We start from the raw sequence: 15,081 nt of genomic DNA, 5'->3' as shown, positions 1-15,081 counted from the left end.
GCAGGTTTGAATCTACGATTCGTACATTCCCAAACAGAAAGAGGTTCGAACATGGAAATCGAAACGAGCGGCACTCGGATTCATCTCTCGCTGCGTGGCAGCGGCAACGTGGCTCTGGTGTTTCTGCATTACTACGGCGGCTCATCGCGGACATGGGATCGGGTGGCTGACGAATTGTCGGATCAGTACCGTGTCGTCGCGCCTGATCACCGCGGCTGGGGCCGTTCCTCTGCACCAGCAACCGGTTATCGGATCGCAGACCTTGCCGACGACGCCGAGGGTGTAATTGCGGCGTTAGGTCTGCAGCGTTATGTGTTGGTCGGACATTCGATGGGCGGCAAGGTAGCGCAACTGATCGCGTCGAGACGGCCAGCCGGGCTGATAGGTCTGGTTCTCGTTGCGCCGTCGCCTCCGTCTCCGACCTTGCTCACCGAAGAGGCGCGTGCAACTTTGGCAGGCGCGTATCAATCCCGTGAGTCAGTCGATTTCGTAATCGATCACGTGCTGACGTCCAGGAAGATTGATGAGGAACTCCGGGCACAGGTGATTGACGATAGTCTGAGAGGCGCGCCGCAGGCCAAGGCGGCATGGCCCAACATCGCCATGAACGAGGACATTACAGAAGAAGTAGCGTCGATCAACGTGCCGACGGTTGTCATTTCGGGCGAGCTTGACCAGGTGGATAGCATCGCAACATTGCAGGCTGAACTGCTTCCTCGCATCCCTCATGCGGTCATGCAGGTCATCCCCGCAACCGGGCATTTGTCGCCTCTGGAAGCGCCAGAAGAGGTAGCGCAAATCATTGCCGGATTCGTTAAGGCAGTCGTAGGCAAGCTTGTCGTGTGACCGTGTCGACGACGATTGACGAATACGAAGGCGTCGGCGCTCACGGTCTTTCCTCTCGCAGCAGAAATAGGAAACGACCGGCGAGAGCCTGACGGTCGACGGTGGATGGATTGCCTGAACCGGGCTGCCAATCTGAGTGCTATACGAATGCGGCGCGCATTTCGGATAGCGTCGAGCGGGCAAGAGTGCCAACGCGTCGCGTATGAGACGTTTTTGTTTCAACTTCCGGCGGTCAATGTTGAAGTGGATCGGTGGCTGTTTCTGGTGTTCGCAATCGCCTGGCTGTTGAGCTAGAGCGTGCGAAAAGAAGGCGGATGCGAGGCATTTCTGTGCTGACTGCAAGCGCGTGAAAAAAGCCCGCCGGGCGGAATGGCCGGCGGGCTCTGAGATCCGAACCTCGGTGACAAGTCCGGAGGAGTCGGAAGGATAGCGAACTACAATGGCTGGACCAATCGCTTGGCCTTGCCACTGCGCTCCCCTGAGATGAAGCTGTCAGACACGGCAGTGCATCCGTTATGCGATCCGGGATTGCGACTTCCGATCTCTTACCTCACGCCTTGGCAAGCTGCAGGCCGCCGAAATTCTGGATCGTGGGGATCTCGACTTTCGTGTACGTGTCAGTCTGCGTGACGGGTGCCACTACGACGCCTGGGCTGGCGAAGCCGCCACCATAGGCAAGGTTGAGGTTTCCCGCGTTGTAGTTGCTGCCGCCGTGTACAGCGGACAGAGCCTTGGCGGACAGTTCTTCGGTGTGGGCGATGTCTTTGATGGTTAGCGAGGTCATGGTAGGTCTCCTGGGGCTGTTTCAGTTTCGGTTTAAAGAGTACGGTTCGACGTGTAAGCGGGGAGAGCGCACCTCGATGGGATCGAACGGCATCCGCTGTCAGCGCGACTCTCCGCGTCGCTTACCTCACGCCTTGGCAAGCTGCAGGCCGCCGAAATTCTGGATCGTGGGGATCTCGACTTTCGTGTACGTGTCAGTCTGCGTGACGGGTGCGACCACGACGCCCGGGCTGGCGAAGCCGCCGCCATAAGCAGCATTGAGGTTTCCGAAGTTGTAGTTGCTGCCGCCGCGTACAGCGGACAGAGCCTTGGCGGAAAGTTCTTCGGTGTGGGCGATGTCTTTGATGGTCAGTGAAGTCATGGTAGGTCTCCTGGAGCTGTTTCAGTTTCGGTTTAAAGAGTACGGTTCGACGTGCAAGCGGGGAGAGCGCACCTCTATGGGATCGAACGGCATCCGCTATCAGCGCGACTCTCCGCGGCGCTTACCTCACGCCTTGGCAAGCTGCAGGCCGCCGAAATTCTGGATCGTGGGGATCTCGACTTTCGTGTATGTGTCCGTCTGCGTGACGGGTGCGACCACGACGCCCGGGCTGGCGAAGCCGCCGCCATAAGCAGCATTGAGGTTTCCGAAGTTGTAGTTGCTGCCGCCGCGTACAGCGGACAGAGCCTTGGCGGAAAGTTCTTCGGTGTGGGCGATGTCTTTGATGGTCAGCGAGCTCATGGTAAATCTCCTGTGAGGGTCTTCGGTCTGGGTGGAAGAGCACTATTTGTCGCGCTCACAGGGGTATTTGCACAGGGTGTGCCAACGTGAACCGGGCAAGCTGGCAAAACTCGCATAAGTCGCGGAATATAAAGGAAAAAATTAAATCGCCCGCGAGCATTTTCATGCGGTTGCGGGGCGTGAGGCAGCAAAAGGTGTCGTGGGATAGCAAACACGTTTTGGCCGAGTGTCTGCGTTGAGAGAACGGCCGCGCATTCAGGCAGCTTATTCGTTCGAATGACGAGGACGCGCCCATGGCCTGTTAGATGGCCATGAAGCGTTGATCGAGCAGGCGGAGGCGGGGTTGTTGCGCGCATCGACCTAACGCTTCAGGGTTCAAGGATCTGGCTGATGCGCGATAGCGCGTCGGGGTGCGCGAAAGATGCTCGCGCATTGCTTCCGACGCCCCTTCGTTGCGCTCACGTTCGAGCAGTTCAAGCAGATGCAAGCGCTACTTCGCCTGTTCGATATAGCGCTCGCGATGCTGCATCGACCGGTAGGAAACATCGATGACGTATGCGGCCGGCCGACGACGGCATACGTCATCGTATCGTCAAGCAGATTGAGGAGGATCGCCTGATTCGGGCGAACGCGGTCGCCGACCTCGAGCGGCGCTCGGTCTGGGCTCTGTAGCAAGTGGGCAAAGCTTTCCTAATCTGCCCGACAGCGATCGGAAAAATGCCTTAAAGTGCTATCGCGCCATCGGTAAATAAAAAAGACATGAAAAATATCATTGCCCCATTACCGGCTGAATTCGACATTCACCCGCTGCGAGTGGAGTTTCGAAACAAAGATGTCGAACGGAATTTCCAGGCTCATCACTTGCCCCGCAATCAGGCGACATTGCGTACGACGCTTGTTTTTTGTTCCTTCTTCTACCTGGCATTCGCTCTGACCGATGCCAGTGCTCTCGGTTATACAAGTGAGACGCTGCTGCTGTTTTTCGCCCGGATGTTCGTTGCGGTGACCGCGATGACTGGGCTGTATCTGGCGCGCACGCGGCCCGCATCGAGTGCCGCGCTTCAGCTCGCCGCAACTGCTGCTGAAATCGTCGGGATGGGTACATTCATGCTGATCGTGCAGCATCGGCCCGGCGAAATTCCCTGGCATGCGATGTCCTTCAGCATCATGCTGATCGTTGTCTATGTCTTCATCCCGAACCGACTGATCGTCTCGCAGACCATCGCCTTTTCAGCGACGGCGCTCTTCATCATCGTCGTCTCGAGCAAGTTGACGCTCAGGTTCTCTGACATGCTGACCATGTCCATGTTGCTCCTGCTGACAAACAGCTTCGGGCTTGTCGCTGCGCGCCGTTACCATCGACTGTGGCGCGATGAATATCGCGTAAGAGCGCTTTTGACTGACCAGGCAATGAAGGACCATCTGACCGGGTGCTATAACCGGCGCCATTTGCATGATGTTCTTCTTCCGACCGAACTCAAGCGGGCACAGCGCCACAGGCTTTCGTTCGCCGTCATCCTGTGCGACATCGACCACTTCAAATCCATCAACGACACGTTCGGCCACCTGTGCGGAGACGCTGTTTTACAGAATTGCTCTGCGGTCCTCCACAACTGTGTTCGTCGCCAGGTCGATTGCGTCGTTCGCTACGGTGGCGAGGAGTTCTTGCTGTTGCTGCCTGAAATGGACAAGACGGACGCGGTGCGTCTTGCCGAGCGCTTGAGGCTCTCTTGCGCGCAAACGCCGGTCGTAGTTGGCGGACAGAGCGTTGCAGTCACGGCGAGCTTCGGGGTATTAGCGGTGGATCTCACGGCCGGTGACGCAGATGTCACAGAAGAAGCCATCATCGCTGCTGCGGACAAACTGCTATATCGTGCGAAGACGGAAGGCCGGAACAACATTCAGGCGGATAGCTTGCTTGACGGAATGGGCAGGCTCTCGGCTTAGAGGATGCTTCTATCGCTCACGGATGGGCGGCATCACACCCGAAGGCATAGGATTTGGTTTAAACCCAATCAAACATTACTATCACGCGATTATCGGCACCGCTTCAAAGTTGTTTGCTGCGCGTCTGCCAATGCGGAAGGCTGCGGCAGAGGCCGCCTTTGTTTCGGCATGATCCACTTGTGACACCGAGCATCGTCGGTTCAACGTCAGCTACGGCCGGGCGCCGCACCGAGGAGGAGTCGGCAATATCTCGGGCGAGTCGATCACGAAGGCGGCTCCCTGTAACAGCTACGCGTCCATCCAGCTGACATGTGCGCTCACCACGCGCCATCCCTCCTGCGTCCTGATCCAGGTCTGGCTCTGCCTGCCGATACGCGCCTCGTTATCTCGCCGAAACTCGATGTTGGCGACCGCAAATGAATCGCCATACGTAGTGATGACACGCGCCACGACAGTCCGCGCGAGCCCTTTGCCGGGGCGCGCGGCGCGAAATGCACGAATCGCGTCGTACCCGTACAGGTTTTCCGTTGCGCCGTATCGGAGCGTATGCGGCGAATCGAAGAACAGCGTGTCGAGCATGGCGACGTCGTTGGTGACGAGAGCCTGCTCATAGATGTCGAAGGCCGCGTTGACTTCTGCGAGCGCGTCGGGCCGGTTGATGTCGTTCATCGCTGCGCTCCCGCATGGGCGGCCAACTCGCTGAACGGCGGCGGAGGAGACACGGCAAGCTGTGCGGCTTCGAGACGCCGCGCCGCTTCGAACGCGAGATGTTCGCGCCACGGCGCGGCGATCAGTTGCACGCCGACAGGCAGCCCGCCGCGGGTTCGCATTGGGGCCGCAACCACAGGCAAGCCCAGACATGAAACAGGCTGCGTCAACATGCCCAGATTGGGCCTCACCGCGAGCCGCTCGCCGTTGACCTCCATGAACTCGTCGCCGATGCGTGGCGCAACGACGGGCGTGGCCGGTGCGATCAGCACGTCATAACGCTCGAAGAGTTCGAGCACGCGGCGCCGCAACGCCGCGCGCACGCGCTGCGCCTGCACGATCCACGCGGCGGGCAGCAGCGCACCTGCTATCAGCCGATCGCGCGATAACGGCTCGCGAGCGCCATAGTGCGTGCGCAGGTTTTCCATGTGCAGTTGACCGCCTTCAGCGGCAGTGATCAGAAACGCTGCACCGCGTGCCGCGTCGGCGTCCGGATACTCGACGGTGTGCGTGGCCGACAGCGCATGCGCGGCGGCATGCGAGGCTTCGCGCGCATCATCGTTTGCGTGGGCGTCGAAATAGCCGCCGAGACGCGCAACGCGTAGCGGACCGGGACGCGTGTCAACGGATTCGAAGCCGCGCTGCGCGCAGGCCGGGTCGAGCGCGTCCGTGCCTTGCAGCGCATCGTAGACGGCCGCGAGGTCGTCTACGGTGCGCGCAAAAGCGCCCATATGATCGAGGCTCGCGACGAACGGCCATGTGCCGTGCCGCGACAGACGGCCATAGGTGGGCTTGAGGCCGAACACGCCGCACAGCGAAGCGGGCACACGCACTGAGCCGTTTGTGTCGGTGCCGAGCGTGAGCGGCACGAACCCTGCCGCGACGGCCGCCGCGCTGCCGCCCGACGAGCCGCCCGCCGAGCGCGTCAGGTCGTGCGGATTGCGGCACGGTCCAGCGTGATGGTTCTCGGTCGTGAAGCCGTATGCGAACTCGTCCATATTGAGCGCGCCGACGAGGATCGCTCCCTGCGCGCAGAGGCTTTCGACGAGGGTCGCATCTGCGGCGGCGGGCGGTGCGCCAGCCAGCACGCGCGAACCGGCAAGCGTCGTCACCCCCGAGATATCGAACAGATTCTTCGCCGCAAACGGAACGCCTGCCAGCGGCGGCAAGTTGTGGCCGCTGGCGCGGCGGGCATCGAGCGCGTCGGCTTCGGCGAGTGCGCGTTCACGCGTGACGGTGGTGAATGCGTTGACCTGCGTGTCGTAGGCGTCGATACGCGCAAGCGTCGCTTCGATCAACTCGCGTGCGCTGAACGCACCTTGGGCGTACGCCCGCGCAATGGAGAGGGCGCTTTCGGCGCCGCTGCTAGAGGGTGTCATGGGCGATATACCGGAGCGGGTTCGTCATTCGTGTCGACAGGATAGGCGAGTACAGGCGCTGCAAGCTGCGCGATGCGCTCGAACTGGGCTTTCACCTGCGCGGCGGCTTCGGCGGAAAGGTCCGGGAAATGCAGTGCGAGCGCTGCGTCGACGTAACGGTCGAGTGCGGTGTCGAAGGAAGAGGACATGACCTATCCGTTCAGAAAAGAGTGGGGAAGAGTTCGCGCGCGCGAGCGATTAACGCGCGGTCGCTGCCGCGAGGCCCGATCAGCGACAGCGCGAGCGGACGTTCGCTGTCGTTCGCGACGGGCACGCTGACTTGAGGCAAGCCAGCAAACGCGGCGATCGTGTTCATGGTGAGCGCGTCGCGATAGAACGCGTCGATCAGTTCAGGCCTTTCCTGTTTGCTCAACAGCGAACGTGGCGTGGTCGGCAGCACGATCAGCGCGTCGGCCACGATTCGCTCGATGCGCTGCGCGAAAGCTTCGCGCATCACGTGACAGCGTTCGACTTCGGCGGCGTCAAGCGTCTTCAGGCGCGCGAAGCGTGCCGCGATGTCGGCGCCGAAGCGCGGCGCGTTCGCGTCGATCCACGGGCCCAACGACGCAGCGATCGAATCGTCCTGCAATTGCTGGTACACGTGCAGCCAGCGCGATCGCTCACCAGCGAAGACTTCGACTTCGTCGCACGTGGGGAAGAGATCGCGCAGGCGCTGTGCATCGTCGGGCTCGTTAGCTGCGCGGGCCTCGAATGCTTCCTTGCACTGTACGAGGGACAAAGGCGCCTCCACAGCAGGCGCTCCATCGAGCAATACGTCCGCAACGCGCGCGAGCATTTCGCCCGTGCGCGCAAACCAGCCGACCGTGTCGAAGCGCGGCGCAAACGGCAACACGCCTTCGAGCGCCGCGGCATCGTAGGACGGCCGGATACCCCAGAGCCCGCAGAACGCGGCAGGCACGCGCACGGAGCCGCCTGTGTCCGTGCCGAGCGCGAAGTCCACATCAGCGCTCGCGACGGCTGACGCCGAGCCGCTCGACGAGCCGCCCGGCAACGCCTGCGGCCAGCGCGGATTGAGCGGCGTGCCGTAATGAGCGTTGACGCCTTCGAGGCTGTAGGCGAGTTCGTCCGTGATGGTCTTGCCGTCCACGCTGGCGCCCGCTGCCAGCAGCCGGGCGACGCAGCGCGCGTGACGCGGCGCGGGCCCATGCGTCGCGAGCCAGTCGGGATTGCCGCCGCCGGTCGTTGTACCGGCAACGTCGATCAGATCCTTGACGGCAAAACGCAAGCCGTCGAGCGGGCCGCTCATCGTCGCGGCAACCTGCAAGCGCGTGCCTGGAATGAACGGGCTCATGCGGCGGCCCCTTCGAGCGCAGCGCCGAATTGCAGCGAATCCGCGACGAAGCCGAAGCACTTCTTCACGTTCCAGATGCTCGCCTCCGTGCAGAACGCGGGCGACGACGTCGCGCAGCAATCGCTCAGCATCACGCAGCCATAGCCGAGGAAGTTGGCATCGGTGAGGGTGTGCATCACGCACTGATCGGTATTGACGCCCGCGAAGAACACCGTACGCGTGCCGAGATTGCGCAGGATGCTGTCGAGCGGCGTGTCCCAGAAGCCGCTGATGCGGTACTTGTCCACGCAGATGTCCTGCGGCTCGATCTTCAGTTCGTCGACCACGGCGGCGGCCCACGAATCTTTCTCGAGCACCCGCGCGCCATGCTCCGGCAAGGGCTCGCCGAGGCCGATGCCGGTGCCTGTCGGCTTGTAGAGATGAAGCTGGTTCGGCGGCATGTTGGCGAGATCCGGCCGGTTGCCCCAATTGACCCAGATCACCGGAACGCCACTGTTGCGCACCACGGGAAGCAGGCGCTGCAACGGTGCAATCGGCGCGCGATCCGCACCGAAATCGCCCCCGATGTGGTCGACCCAGCCGCCTTTGGTGCAGAAGTCGTTCTGCATGTCGATGATCACGAGCGCCGATTTGCCGATGTCGAAGCGCACTTTTTGCGGTTCGGAATCGAGCACCCCAATGCGCGGCGCGGGCGTCGGCGCAGCCATATCGACGAGCGTGCCGGTGGCGGTCCAGCGCGTGTGAGCGAAGGCGCCGAGTGTGCCTTCCGTGCTTGCTAGGTCTGGGTTTGCAGCGAGGTTCATGGAGTTCTCCGGAGCGTCTTGCGAGTGTTGTTCGAACGTCGGTCGTGGATTGCCTTGCGCGGTGTCCGCCCGATCAACCAGACGGCGAGCGCCTGGCGTTTCGGGCGCGACGGATCGCGCATTGGCATCGAAGTTGCAACGTGCATTTCAGTCATGAATAACCTACTTACCGAAATTCAACGCAAAAGGAGTGCCAATGATGGTCAGTTCACAACAGGCATCGCGTGCGAGACTGCGCCGCCATCTCGTGTCCCGCTGCCTCGTCACGGCAGGGATCGTCGCGCTCGCCGCGCCTTCGTTCTTCATTCCCGCCGCGCACGCCGCCGATGACGCGATGCGCGTCGGCGTGCTGATTCCCGGTTCGAAGACCGACAAGGGCTGGATGGAATCGGGTTATGACGGCGTCGTGGCCGCGCAGAAAGAGTTCGGCCCGAAGCTGAAGACGCAGGTCATCGAGAACATCAACTACGCGGACATGGAGCAGGCGCTCACGAATCTCGCGAGCCGGAACCAGCTGGTGATCGGCATCGGCGGACAGACGCAGGCCGCCGTGCTGAAGATCGCGAAGCGCTTTCCCAATGTGAAGTTCTCGATCGTCGGCGGCAACAAGGGCGACAACATGCCGCCGAATGTGGCCGGGTACGACGTGAAGCAGGCTGAAATCGCATTCGTCGCGGGCGCTGCCGCCGCGATGCTGTCGAAGAACGGCGCGGTGAGTTATGTCGGCGGCATGGAGATTCCGTCTATCGTCAACGCGGGCAAGGAGTTCGGCAACGGCGCGCACTACGTGAACCCGAAGGTGAAGTACTTCGAGGCCTATACCGGCGACTTCGACAACGTCGCGAAAGCGCGTGAAGCGACCGCCGCAGCGGTCGCGCAGGGCGCCGACGTTCATTACCACATTCTCAATCTCGGTTTGCGCGGGCTGGAGCAGGCGGCCAAGGAGAAGGACACGCATATCATCGGCAGCTATACGGACCGTTGCGGTAGCGATCCGCTGTACGTCGCGTACAGCATCACGGGTGTCGGCTATCAGGCACAGTACGCGATCGAGCAGCTCGAGAAAGGGCAATGGCAGCCGGGCTACAAGGCGTTCGGCCTCGCGATGGGTCCCAAGGCCTCCGGCATGGTGATCTGCAAATCCACACCCGCGATGGATGCGAAGCTCAAGCAGATCGAAGAAGACATTCTGAGCGGCAAGATCAAGGTTTCCGAAGGATGAGCGCGCTCGCTGCCGCCGCCGCGCACGCCGAGCCGATTCTCTCGCTGACGGATATCGGCAAGCGCTTTGGCTCGTTTACCGCGCTCGAAGGCGTGTCGCTCGACCTGATGCCGGGCGATGTGCACTGCCTGCTCGGCGAAAACGGCGCGGGCAAGTCGACGCTGTGCAACGTGATCTTCGGCGTTCATCAGCCGGATGCGGGCGCGATGCATGTGAATGGCGCGCCCTATCGCCCGAAGAATCCGCGCGAGGCGTTGGCACACGGCATCGCGATGGTGCATCAGCACTTCAGTCTCGTCGACGACGCGAGCGTGCTCGACAACCTGTTGCTCGGCCAGGCGCGCGGCTGGCTCAACCGCCAGCGCGAGGCGGCGCGGCTGCGCGAAGTGCTGGAGAGCGTCGGGCTGACGTTGCAGCTCGATGCGAAGGTCGCGGATCTGTCGGTGGGCGAGCGGCAGCGCATTGAAATCGTCAAGTGCCTGATGCGCGAACCGCGTCTTCTGCTGCTCGACGAGCCGACGGCCGTGCTGCTGCCTGCCGAGATCGACGCCTTGCTCGACACCTGTGAGCGTGTCGCGAAGCGGGGCTGCGCCGTGGTGCTGGTCACACACAAGCTGAAGGAGATCTGCCGGATCGCCACGCATGCGACGGTGTTGCAGTCGGGCCGCGTAGTCGCGCGTTCGGCGGCACCATCGGCGGAGATCGACCGGCTCGTGCACGCGATGATTCATCGTCCGGATCACGAGCGCGGCGAGACGGACGACGATATGGCAAGCCGCCTGTCGCTTGCGGAATCGCGCTCGCCGTATTCGCGGCCGCTGACGGAAGAGGTGCTGCAAATCGACGGATTGAGCGCGCGCGATGCCGAAGGCGTCACGCGTCTCGAGCGTTGCACGCTCGTCGTGAATCGCGGCGAGATCGTCGGCATAGCGGGCGTGGAGGGCAACGGGCAAAGCGAACTCGGTGCGGTGCTGGCAGGCATGACGAGCGCATCCGCGGGACGCTTCTTCGTTGCGGGTCGCGACATGACGCATGCGAGCCCGCGCGAACTCACGCAGGCGGGCGTGGGCATCGTGCCGGAAGATCGTCACGCGGTGGGCTGCGTGACGGGCATGAGTGTCGCCGACAACCTGCTGCTCAATCATCTGGATCGGTACACGCGCGCCGGTTTTCTGCGCCGCCGTGCGATGCGCGCCGCCGCGCTGGATCTGATGCAGCGCTTCGACGTGCGGGCGAGCGGGCCCGACGCGCTGTTCGGCGGGCTGTCCGGCGGCAATCAGCAGAAGGCCGTGCTGGCGCGCGAGCTGACGCTCGATCCGCTGCTGTTCCTGCTCGCCGCGCAGCCGACGCGCGGACTCGATGTCGGCGCGGTCGCCGCCGTGTACTCGCACATTCGCGCCGCACGCGATCGCGGTGTGGGCGTGTTGCTGATTTCCTCCGAACTCGACGAACTGATGAGCGTCGCTGATCGCATCGTCGTGCTGTATCGCGGCCGCATCATGGGCACCTGCACGCCCGAGGCGAGCAATCGCGGCCGCATCGGCGCATGGATGGCGGGCGCGGGAGAACCTGCATGAATCCGCATATGAAGTCGCAGACCTTGTTTGGCGCCGCGCACGGCGCGCAAGGCTGGCGCACGCGTTTGCCGCATTGGCGCGTCGCCGGCGTGATCGCAGCGGCCGTGGCCGTCGCGATGCTTGCCGCGCTGCTGTTGATCGCGATGATGGGCGTGCCCGTCGGCGATGCGCTCGCGGCGTTTGCCGACGGCGCATGGGGCTCGCCGTATGCGATCGGCGCGTCGATCAATCGCAGCCTCGCGTTCGCGCTCGTCGGCACAGGCTTCGTGATCGCGGACCGCGCGAAGCTCACCAACGTGGGCGGCGAAGGACAGATCGCCATCGGCGGCATCGTCTCGACAGCGTTGAGTCTTTATGGCGGTTGCGCGCACCTGCCGCTGGGCCTGTCGTTCATCGTGCCGATGCTGGGCGCGGCGATGGCGGGCGCGGTGTGGGGCGGCGTGCCCGGCGTGCTGAAAGCGAAGGCCGGTACCAATGAAGTGATCAGCACCTTGTTGCTGTCGTTCATCGCCGTGTGGCTGCTCTACTGGTGCGTGCAGAGCGAAGCCCTGCTGCGCCAGCCGATGAGCAACGCGGCGACCTTGCCCGAATCGCTCGAAATCCCCGACTTGACCAAGCTTCCGGCGATCTTCGCCGCGAGCGGCATGAACCTCAATATCGGCCTGCCGGTGAGCGTCGCGCTCGCGTTCGCTTCGGCAATTCTTCTCACGCGCACACGCTTCGGACTGTCGCTGCGCGCCGCGGGCCTCAACGCGATCGCGGCAAAACGCGCGGGCTTGCCGATCACCTCGTCGATCGTGGGCGCGCTTGCCCTCGCCGGTGCGTTCAGCGGCCTCGCCGGCGCACTGATGCTGCAAGGCGACCAGTACTCGCTGAAAGCAGGCTTCTCGTCGGGCTACGGCTTCGACGGCCTGGTGGTCGGCCTGCTCGCGCGCGGTTCGATCACAGGCGTGTTCGCGGCGGCGCTGCTGTTCGGCTTTCTGCGCTCGGGCGGCATCAACATGGAGATGATCGCGCAAGTGCCGTCGGCGCTCGTGCTGATCGTGCAGGGCATCGTCACGATCGCCCTCGCGGGCGGCGCGATGTGGCTCGACAGGGGAGACGCACGGCAATGAATCTCGAACTTCTCGCGGTATTCGCGGGCGCGTCGATCCGCCTTGCTGCGCCGATGATGCTCGCCTCGACGGGCGAACTCGTGAGCGAGCGCGCGGGCGTCCTCAACATGAGCGTCGAAGGCATGATGCTGACGGGCGCGTTTCTCGGCGCGACGTTTTCGTGGCTTACGGGCAATCCCGTCATCGGCTTGTTGTGCGGCATGCTCGGCGTGATTCCGCTCGCGCTGCTGCAGGCCTTTCTCAGCGTGACGATGCGCGCGAACCAGATCGTGACGGGCATCGGCATCAACATTCTGGCGCTTGGCGGCACCACGCTCGCGTACCGGAAGATTTTCGGCGAGCGGTCGAGCGCGGTGATCCCGGGGCTCGCGCATTGGTCGCCGGCCGTGCTCGGCAAGATTCCCGTGCTCGGCGAGCCGGTCTTCGCGCAGGTCTGGCTGCTGTATGCGGGGCTTGCCGTGCTGATCGGCACATCCGTCGTGATGCGGCGCACGGCACTGGGCGTCGCGCTGCATGCGACCGGCGTCGCGCCTCGCGCGGTGGATCAGTCGGGACTCGGCGTCGCGCGGCTCCGCTACGGCGCTGTGGTGTTCTCGGGCGTGATGTCGGCGGCGGCGGGCTGCTTCCTGTCGATCGGCGATATTCACACGTTCACGGAAGGCATGACCAACGGCGCAGGATATCTGGCGATTGCCGCGATCATCTTCGGCAACTGGAAGGTCGGCCGCACGGCGCTTGCGTGCCTGCTATTCGGGGCGGCGACGGCCATGCAATTCCAGCTGCCGATGTTCGGCCTGCATGTGCCGACGGCGCTGCTGATCATGCTGCCGTATCTGCTCGCGCTGGTGGCCGTGGCCGGTCTGATTGGCCGCCAGTCCGCGCCGCCCGCGCTTACCCAGCCGTTCCGGCGCTGACACGGCGCGAGCGCCCAGGCGCGGCGGAGTACCATAGCGATTCGCCGCGCCATCTTCCCACTTTCATCGATACCATGCCACGCAACGCCCCTGCATCCAGCGCACACCCCCGGGACACGAAGGAAGCGCCAACGCGTCGCCAGCAGCTTGCGGCGAAAACGCGCGAGCGCATCTTCCGGATCGCGATCAAGGAGTTCGCCGACAAAGGCTTTAGCGGCGCGCGCGTGGAAGGCATCGCGAGCCGCGCGAAGGTCAACATCCGCATGATCTATCACTACTTCGGCGGCAAGGAGATGCTGTACGTCGAAGTGCTGGAACATGTGCTCGAGCGGCTGCGCGAAGCCGAACTCGCCGTTGCGCCGGATGTGCAGACGGTCGAACCCGTAGCGGGAATCGTCCAGCTTTACGATTTCATCGAAGGACACTTCGCTGCGCACCCTGAACTGCTGTGTCTGCTGTCGTGGGAGAACCTCAACCGCGCGCGCTACCTGAAACGTTCGAAGGCCATTCCGGAGATGTCGTCGCCCGTGCTCGACAAGCTGCGCACGCTGCTCAAGCGTGGCGAGGCCGCGCGCACGCTGCGCACGGGGATCGACCCGCTGCACATGTACGTGACGCTCGTGAGTCTCGCGTATTTTCACAAGTCCAATGCGTACACGCTCTCGCGCATGTTCGCGACGGAGATGCTCGAGCCTTCATGGCAGGCTGCGCACAAGGCGCAGGCGCACGAACTGGTGCGCGCGTTTCTCGCCGGCGCACGCGTGCCGGAGCTGGCGGCGCATGCCTGAGCGGATGCCGCACGTTGCGTGCGGCGCGCTTCAACGAACGCTTGCCCGCTTCCGCGCGATCGACCTCGCGATGAGCAGCCCGCCAATCATCACCAGCAGCGAGATGAGGGTCGTCATCGTGCCGAGCGCGTAAATGACCGGCGTGGTAACCGATGTCGTCAAGCCCTGCAATTCGAGCGGCAACGTGTTCTGATCGCCGATTGCCTGCGAGGTACGGGCGATTTCGTCCCAGGACAGCGTAAAGCCGAACATCGCCACGCCGATGACGGAGGGCCCGATGATGGGAAGCACGACATTCTTGAACGATTGCCACGGCGAGGCCCCGAGATCGCGCGCGGCTTCTTCGAATGCGGGATTGAAGCGGTTGAACACGGCGAACATCACGAGCAGGCCGAACGGCAGGGTCCAGGTGAGATGCGCGCCGAGCGCGGACGTGTAGAGACCCATCGACGTCGTCCAGCCGTCCGCGAACGACTGGAAGCCCCACGCGTTCGCCAGATACTTGATGAGCGTGTCGAGCAGACGGAACGTCAGCCCGATGCCGAGCGACACGATGATCGAAGGCATGATCAGACTCGCGACCGACACGTAAAAAACCGCCGTGTCGCCGCGAAAGCGGCGCCTGAATGCGAGGCCCGCGCTCACCGAGAACAGGACCGTCAACACGGTGACGGCAAGAGCGAGCTTCACTGAACGCCCGAATGCGGCCCAGATATCGACATCGCCGACGCCGTCGCGCAAGACAGCGAACCAGTGCAGCGACACACCGCGCATCGGAAAGGTCAAGCCGCCCTCAGGACCCTGAAAAGACAAAATGAAGATCGTGATGACCGGGCCGTACAGAAACAGCACGAAGAGTCCGAAGAGCAGGGCGAGCCAGTAAAAGCTCGCGGGCCGCTGCTCGCGATGGCGGGCGAGAAGTCGCAT

The 15,081-nt window shown here is 63.2% G+C and carries 16 protein-coding genes and 1 pseudogene; 7 read left to right on the top strand and 10 right to left on the bottom strand.

The window, feature by feature from the left end; all coding sequences use genetic code 11:
- Nucleotides 1-51 precede the first annotated feature (51 nt).
- Nucleotides 52-846 carry an alpha/beta fold hydrolase gene (locus OH764_RS25295; protein ID WP_498848932.1) on the top strand — a complete coding sequence of 265 codons (795 nt, stop codon included), beginning with the start codon at nt 52-54 and terminating at the stop codon, nt 844-846.
- A 550-nt stretch (nt 847-1,396) separates the two neighbouring features.
- On the opposite strand, the gene OH764_RS25290 is transcribed toward OH764_RS25295, so the two are convergent.
- The 4 genes and pseudogenes from OH764_RS25290 to OH764_RS25275 form a co-directional block, all read right to left on the bottom strand.
- Nucleotides 1,397-1,630, bottom strand: coding sequence for a hypothetical protein (locus OH764_RS25290; RefSeq protein ID WP_498848931.1), 234 nt, complete (start codon nt 1,628-1,630; stop codon nt 1,397-1,399).
- Nucleotides 1,631-1,756: 126 nt separating this feature from the next.
- Nucleotides 1,757-1,990 carry a hypothetical protein gene (locus tag OH764_RS25285; protein ID WP_498848930.1) on the bottom strand — a complete coding sequence of 78 codons (234 nt, stop codon included), beginning with the start codon at nt 1,988-1,990 and terminating at the stop codon, nt 1,757-1,759.
- 126 nt (nt 1,991-2,116) lie between these two features.
- Nucleotides 2,117-2,350, bottom strand: coding sequence for a hypothetical protein (locus OH764_RS25280; protein ID WP_498848929.1), 234 nt, complete (start codon nt 2,348-2,350; stop codon nt 2,117-2,119).
- 368 nt (nt 2,351-2,718) lie between these two features.
- A pseudogene (locus OH764_RS25275) lies at nt 2,719-2,894 on the bottom strand (GntR family transcriptional regulator); the annotation flags it as partial.
- A 215-nt stretch (nt 2,895-3,109) separates the two neighbouring features.
- Here OH764_RS25275 and OH764_RS25270 point away from each other — a divergent pair.
- Entirely contained in the window at nt 3,110-4,297 is a 1,188-nt protein-coding gene (locus OH764_RS25270; RefSeq protein ID WP_498848928.1) for a GGDEF domain-containing protein, read from the top strand.
- A gap of 288 nt (nt 4,298-4,585) precedes the next feature.
- Here the strand turns inward: OH764_RS25270 and hpxZ are convergent, their stop codons facing one another.
- Genes hpxZ through OH764_RS25245 form a run of 5 tightly spaced genes read right to left on the bottom strand, consistent with a single transcriptional unit; the run spans nt 4,586 to nt 8,538 of the window.
- Complete coding sequence (gene hpxZ, locus OH764_RS25265; RefSeq protein WP_498848927.1) at nt 4,586-4,966, bottom strand: oxalurate catabolism protein HpxZ; 381 nt, start codon at nt 4,964-4,966, stop codon at nt 4,586-4,588.
- Nucleotides 4,963-6,384, bottom strand: coding sequence for an amidase (locus tag OH764_RS25260; RefSeq protein WP_498848926.1), 1,422 nt, complete (start codon nt 6,382-6,384; stop codon nt 4,963-4,965). The genes hpxZ and OH764_RS25260 overlap by 4 nt, the downstream gene beginning before the upstream one ends.
- On the bottom strand, nt 6,381-6,572 hold the full coding sequence (locus OH764_RS25255; protein ID WP_498848925.1) for a DUF4089 domain-containing protein: 192 nt from the start codon (nt 6,570-6,572) through the stop codon (nt 6,381-6,383). The genes OH764_RS25260 and OH764_RS25255 overlap by 4 nt, the downstream gene beginning before the upstream one ends.
- An 11-nt stretch (nt 6,573-6,583) precedes the next feature.
- Nucleotides 6,584-7,735, bottom strand: coding sequence for an amidase (locus OH764_RS25250; RefSeq protein WP_498848924.1), 1,152 nt, complete (start codon nt 7,733-7,735; stop codon nt 6,584-6,586).
- On the bottom strand, nt 7,732-8,538 hold the full coding sequence (locus tag OH764_RS25245) for a cysteine hydrolase family protein (protein ID WP_087754913.1): 807 nt from the start codon (nt 8,536-8,538) through the stop codon (nt 7,732-7,734). The genes OH764_RS25250 and OH764_RS25245 overlap by 4 nt, the downstream gene beginning before the upstream one ends.
- Nucleotides 8,539-8,734: 196 nt before the next feature.
- Between OH764_RS25245 and OH764_RS25240 the strand changes: the two genes are divergently transcribed.
- The 5 genes from OH764_RS25240 (at nt 8,735) to OH764_RS25220 (ending at nt 14,154) form a co-directional block, all read left to right on the top strand.
- Nucleotides 8,735-9,760 carry a BMP family protein gene (locus OH764_RS25240; protein WP_498848923.1) on the top strand — a complete coding sequence of 342 codons (1,026 nt, stop codon included), beginning with the start codon at nt 8,735-8,737 and terminating at the stop codon, nt 9,758-9,760.
- A complete protein-coding gene (locus OH764_RS25235; protein WP_498848922.1) occupies nt 9,757-11,337 on the top strand; it encodes an ABC transporter ATP-binding protein in 1,581 nt (526 codons plus the stop codon). The genes OH764_RS25240 and OH764_RS25235 overlap by 4 nt, the downstream gene beginning before the upstream one ends.
- Entirely contained in the window at nt 11,334-12,452 is a 1,119-nt protein-coding gene (locus OH764_RS25230; protein ID WP_498848921.1) for an ABC transporter permease, read from the top strand. The genes OH764_RS25235 and OH764_RS25230 overlap by 4 nt, the downstream gene beginning before the upstream one ends.
- Nucleotides 12,449-13,366: an ABC transporter permease gene (locus tag OH764_RS25225; RefSeq protein WP_498848920.1), complete on the top strand. Its 918-nt coding sequence runs from the start codon at nt 12,449-12,451 to the stop codon at nt 13,364-13,366. Before OH764_RS25230 ends, OH764_RS25225 begins: the two co-directional genes overlap by 4 nt.
- A gap of 74 nt (nt 13,367-13,440) precedes the next feature.
- Nucleotides 13,441-14,154 carry a TetR family transcriptional regulator gene (locus OH764_RS25220; protein WP_498848919.1) on the top strand — a complete coding sequence of 238 codons (714 nt, stop codon included), beginning with the start codon at nt 13,441-13,443 and terminating at the stop codon, nt 14,152-14,154.
- 30 nt (nt 14,155-14,184) lie between these two features.
- Here OH764_RS25220 and OH764_RS25215 read toward each other — a convergent pair whose 3' ends face one another.
- The gene (locus OH764_RS25215; protein WP_020067996.1) at nt 14,185-15,081 is read right to left on the bottom strand and encodes an ABC transporter permease; all 897 of its coding nucleotides are present in this window, start codon (nt 15,079-15,081) and stop codon (nt 14,185-14,187) included.

This window comes from Burkholderia sp. M6-3 (assembly GCF_050858985.1).
In the GTDB taxonomy this organism is placed as follows: Bacteria; Pseudomonadota; Gammaproteobacteria; order Burkholderiales; family Burkholderiaceae; genus Paraburkholderia; species Paraburkholderia caledonica.
The sequence above is the reverse complement of the archived record's forward strand: the minus strand, read 5'-3'. Positions and strand labels throughout refer to the sequence as shown.

Excerpts from the sequence above, each read along its gene's own strand:
- OH764_RS25240 (WP_498848923.1), top strand. The coding sequence starts at position 8,735 with ATGATGGTCAGTTCACAACAGGCATCGCGTGCGAGACTGCGCCGCCAT.
- OH764_RS25220 (WP_498848919.1), top strand. The coding sequence starts at position 13,441 with ATGCCACGCAACGCCCCTGCATCCAGCGCACACCCCCGGGACACGAAG.
- OH764_RS25270 (WP_498848928.1), top strand. The coding sequence starts at position 3,110 with ATGAAAAATATCATTGCCCCATTACCGGCTGAATTCGACATTCACCCG.
- OH764_RS25290 (WP_498848931.1), bottom strand. The coding sequence starts at position 1,630 with ATGACCTCGCTAACCATCAAAGACATCGCCCACACCGAAGAACTGTCC.
- hpxZ (WP_498848927.1), bottom strand. The coding sequence starts at position 4,966 with ATGAACGACATCAACCGGCCCGACGCGCTCGCAGAAGTCAACGCGGCC.
- OH764_RS25235 (WP_498848922.1), top strand. The coding sequence starts at position 9,757 with ATGAGCGCGCTCGCTGCCGCCGCCGCGCACGCCGAGCCGATTCTCTCG.
- OH764_RS25245 (WP_087754913.1), bottom strand. The coding sequence starts at position 8,538 with ATGAACCTCGCTGCAAACCCAGACCTAGCAAGCACGGAAGGCACACTC.
- OH764_RS25225 (WP_498848920.1), top strand. The coding sequence starts at position 12,449 with ATGAATCTCGAACTTCTCGCGGTATTCGCGGGCGCGTCGATCCGCCTT.
- OH764_RS25255 (WP_498848925.1), bottom strand. The coding sequence starts at position 6,572 with ATGTCCTCTTCCTTCGACACCGCACTCGACCGTTACGTCGACGCAGCG.
- OH764_RS25295 (WP_498848932.1), top strand. The coding sequence starts at position 52 with ATGGAAATCGAAACGAGCGGCACTCGGATTCATCTCTCGCTGCGTGGC.
- OH764_RS25280 (WP_498848929.1), bottom strand. The coding sequence starts at position 2,350 with ATGAGCTCGCTGACCATCAAAGACATCGCCCACACCGAAGAACTTTCC.
- OH764_RS25285 (WP_498848930.1), bottom strand. The coding sequence starts at position 1,990 with ATGACTTCACTGACCATCAAAGACATCGCCCACACCGAAGAACTTTCC.
- OH764_RS25230 (WP_498848921.1), top strand. The coding sequence starts at position 11,334 with ATGAATCCGCATATGAAGTCGCAGACCTTGTTTGGCGCCGCGCACGGC.
- OH764_RS25215 (WP_020067996.1), bottom strand. The coding sequence starts at position 15,081 with ATGCGACTTCTCGCCCGCCATCGCGAGCAGCGGCCCGCGAGCTTTTAC.
- OH764_RS25250 (WP_498848924.1), bottom strand. The coding sequence starts at position 7,735 with ATGAGCCCGTTCATTCCAGGCACGCGCTTGCAGGTTGCCGCGACGATG.
- OH764_RS25260 (WP_498848926.1), bottom strand. The coding sequence starts at position 6,384 with ATGACACCCTCTAGCAGCGGCGCCGAAAGCGCCCTCTCCATTGCGCGG.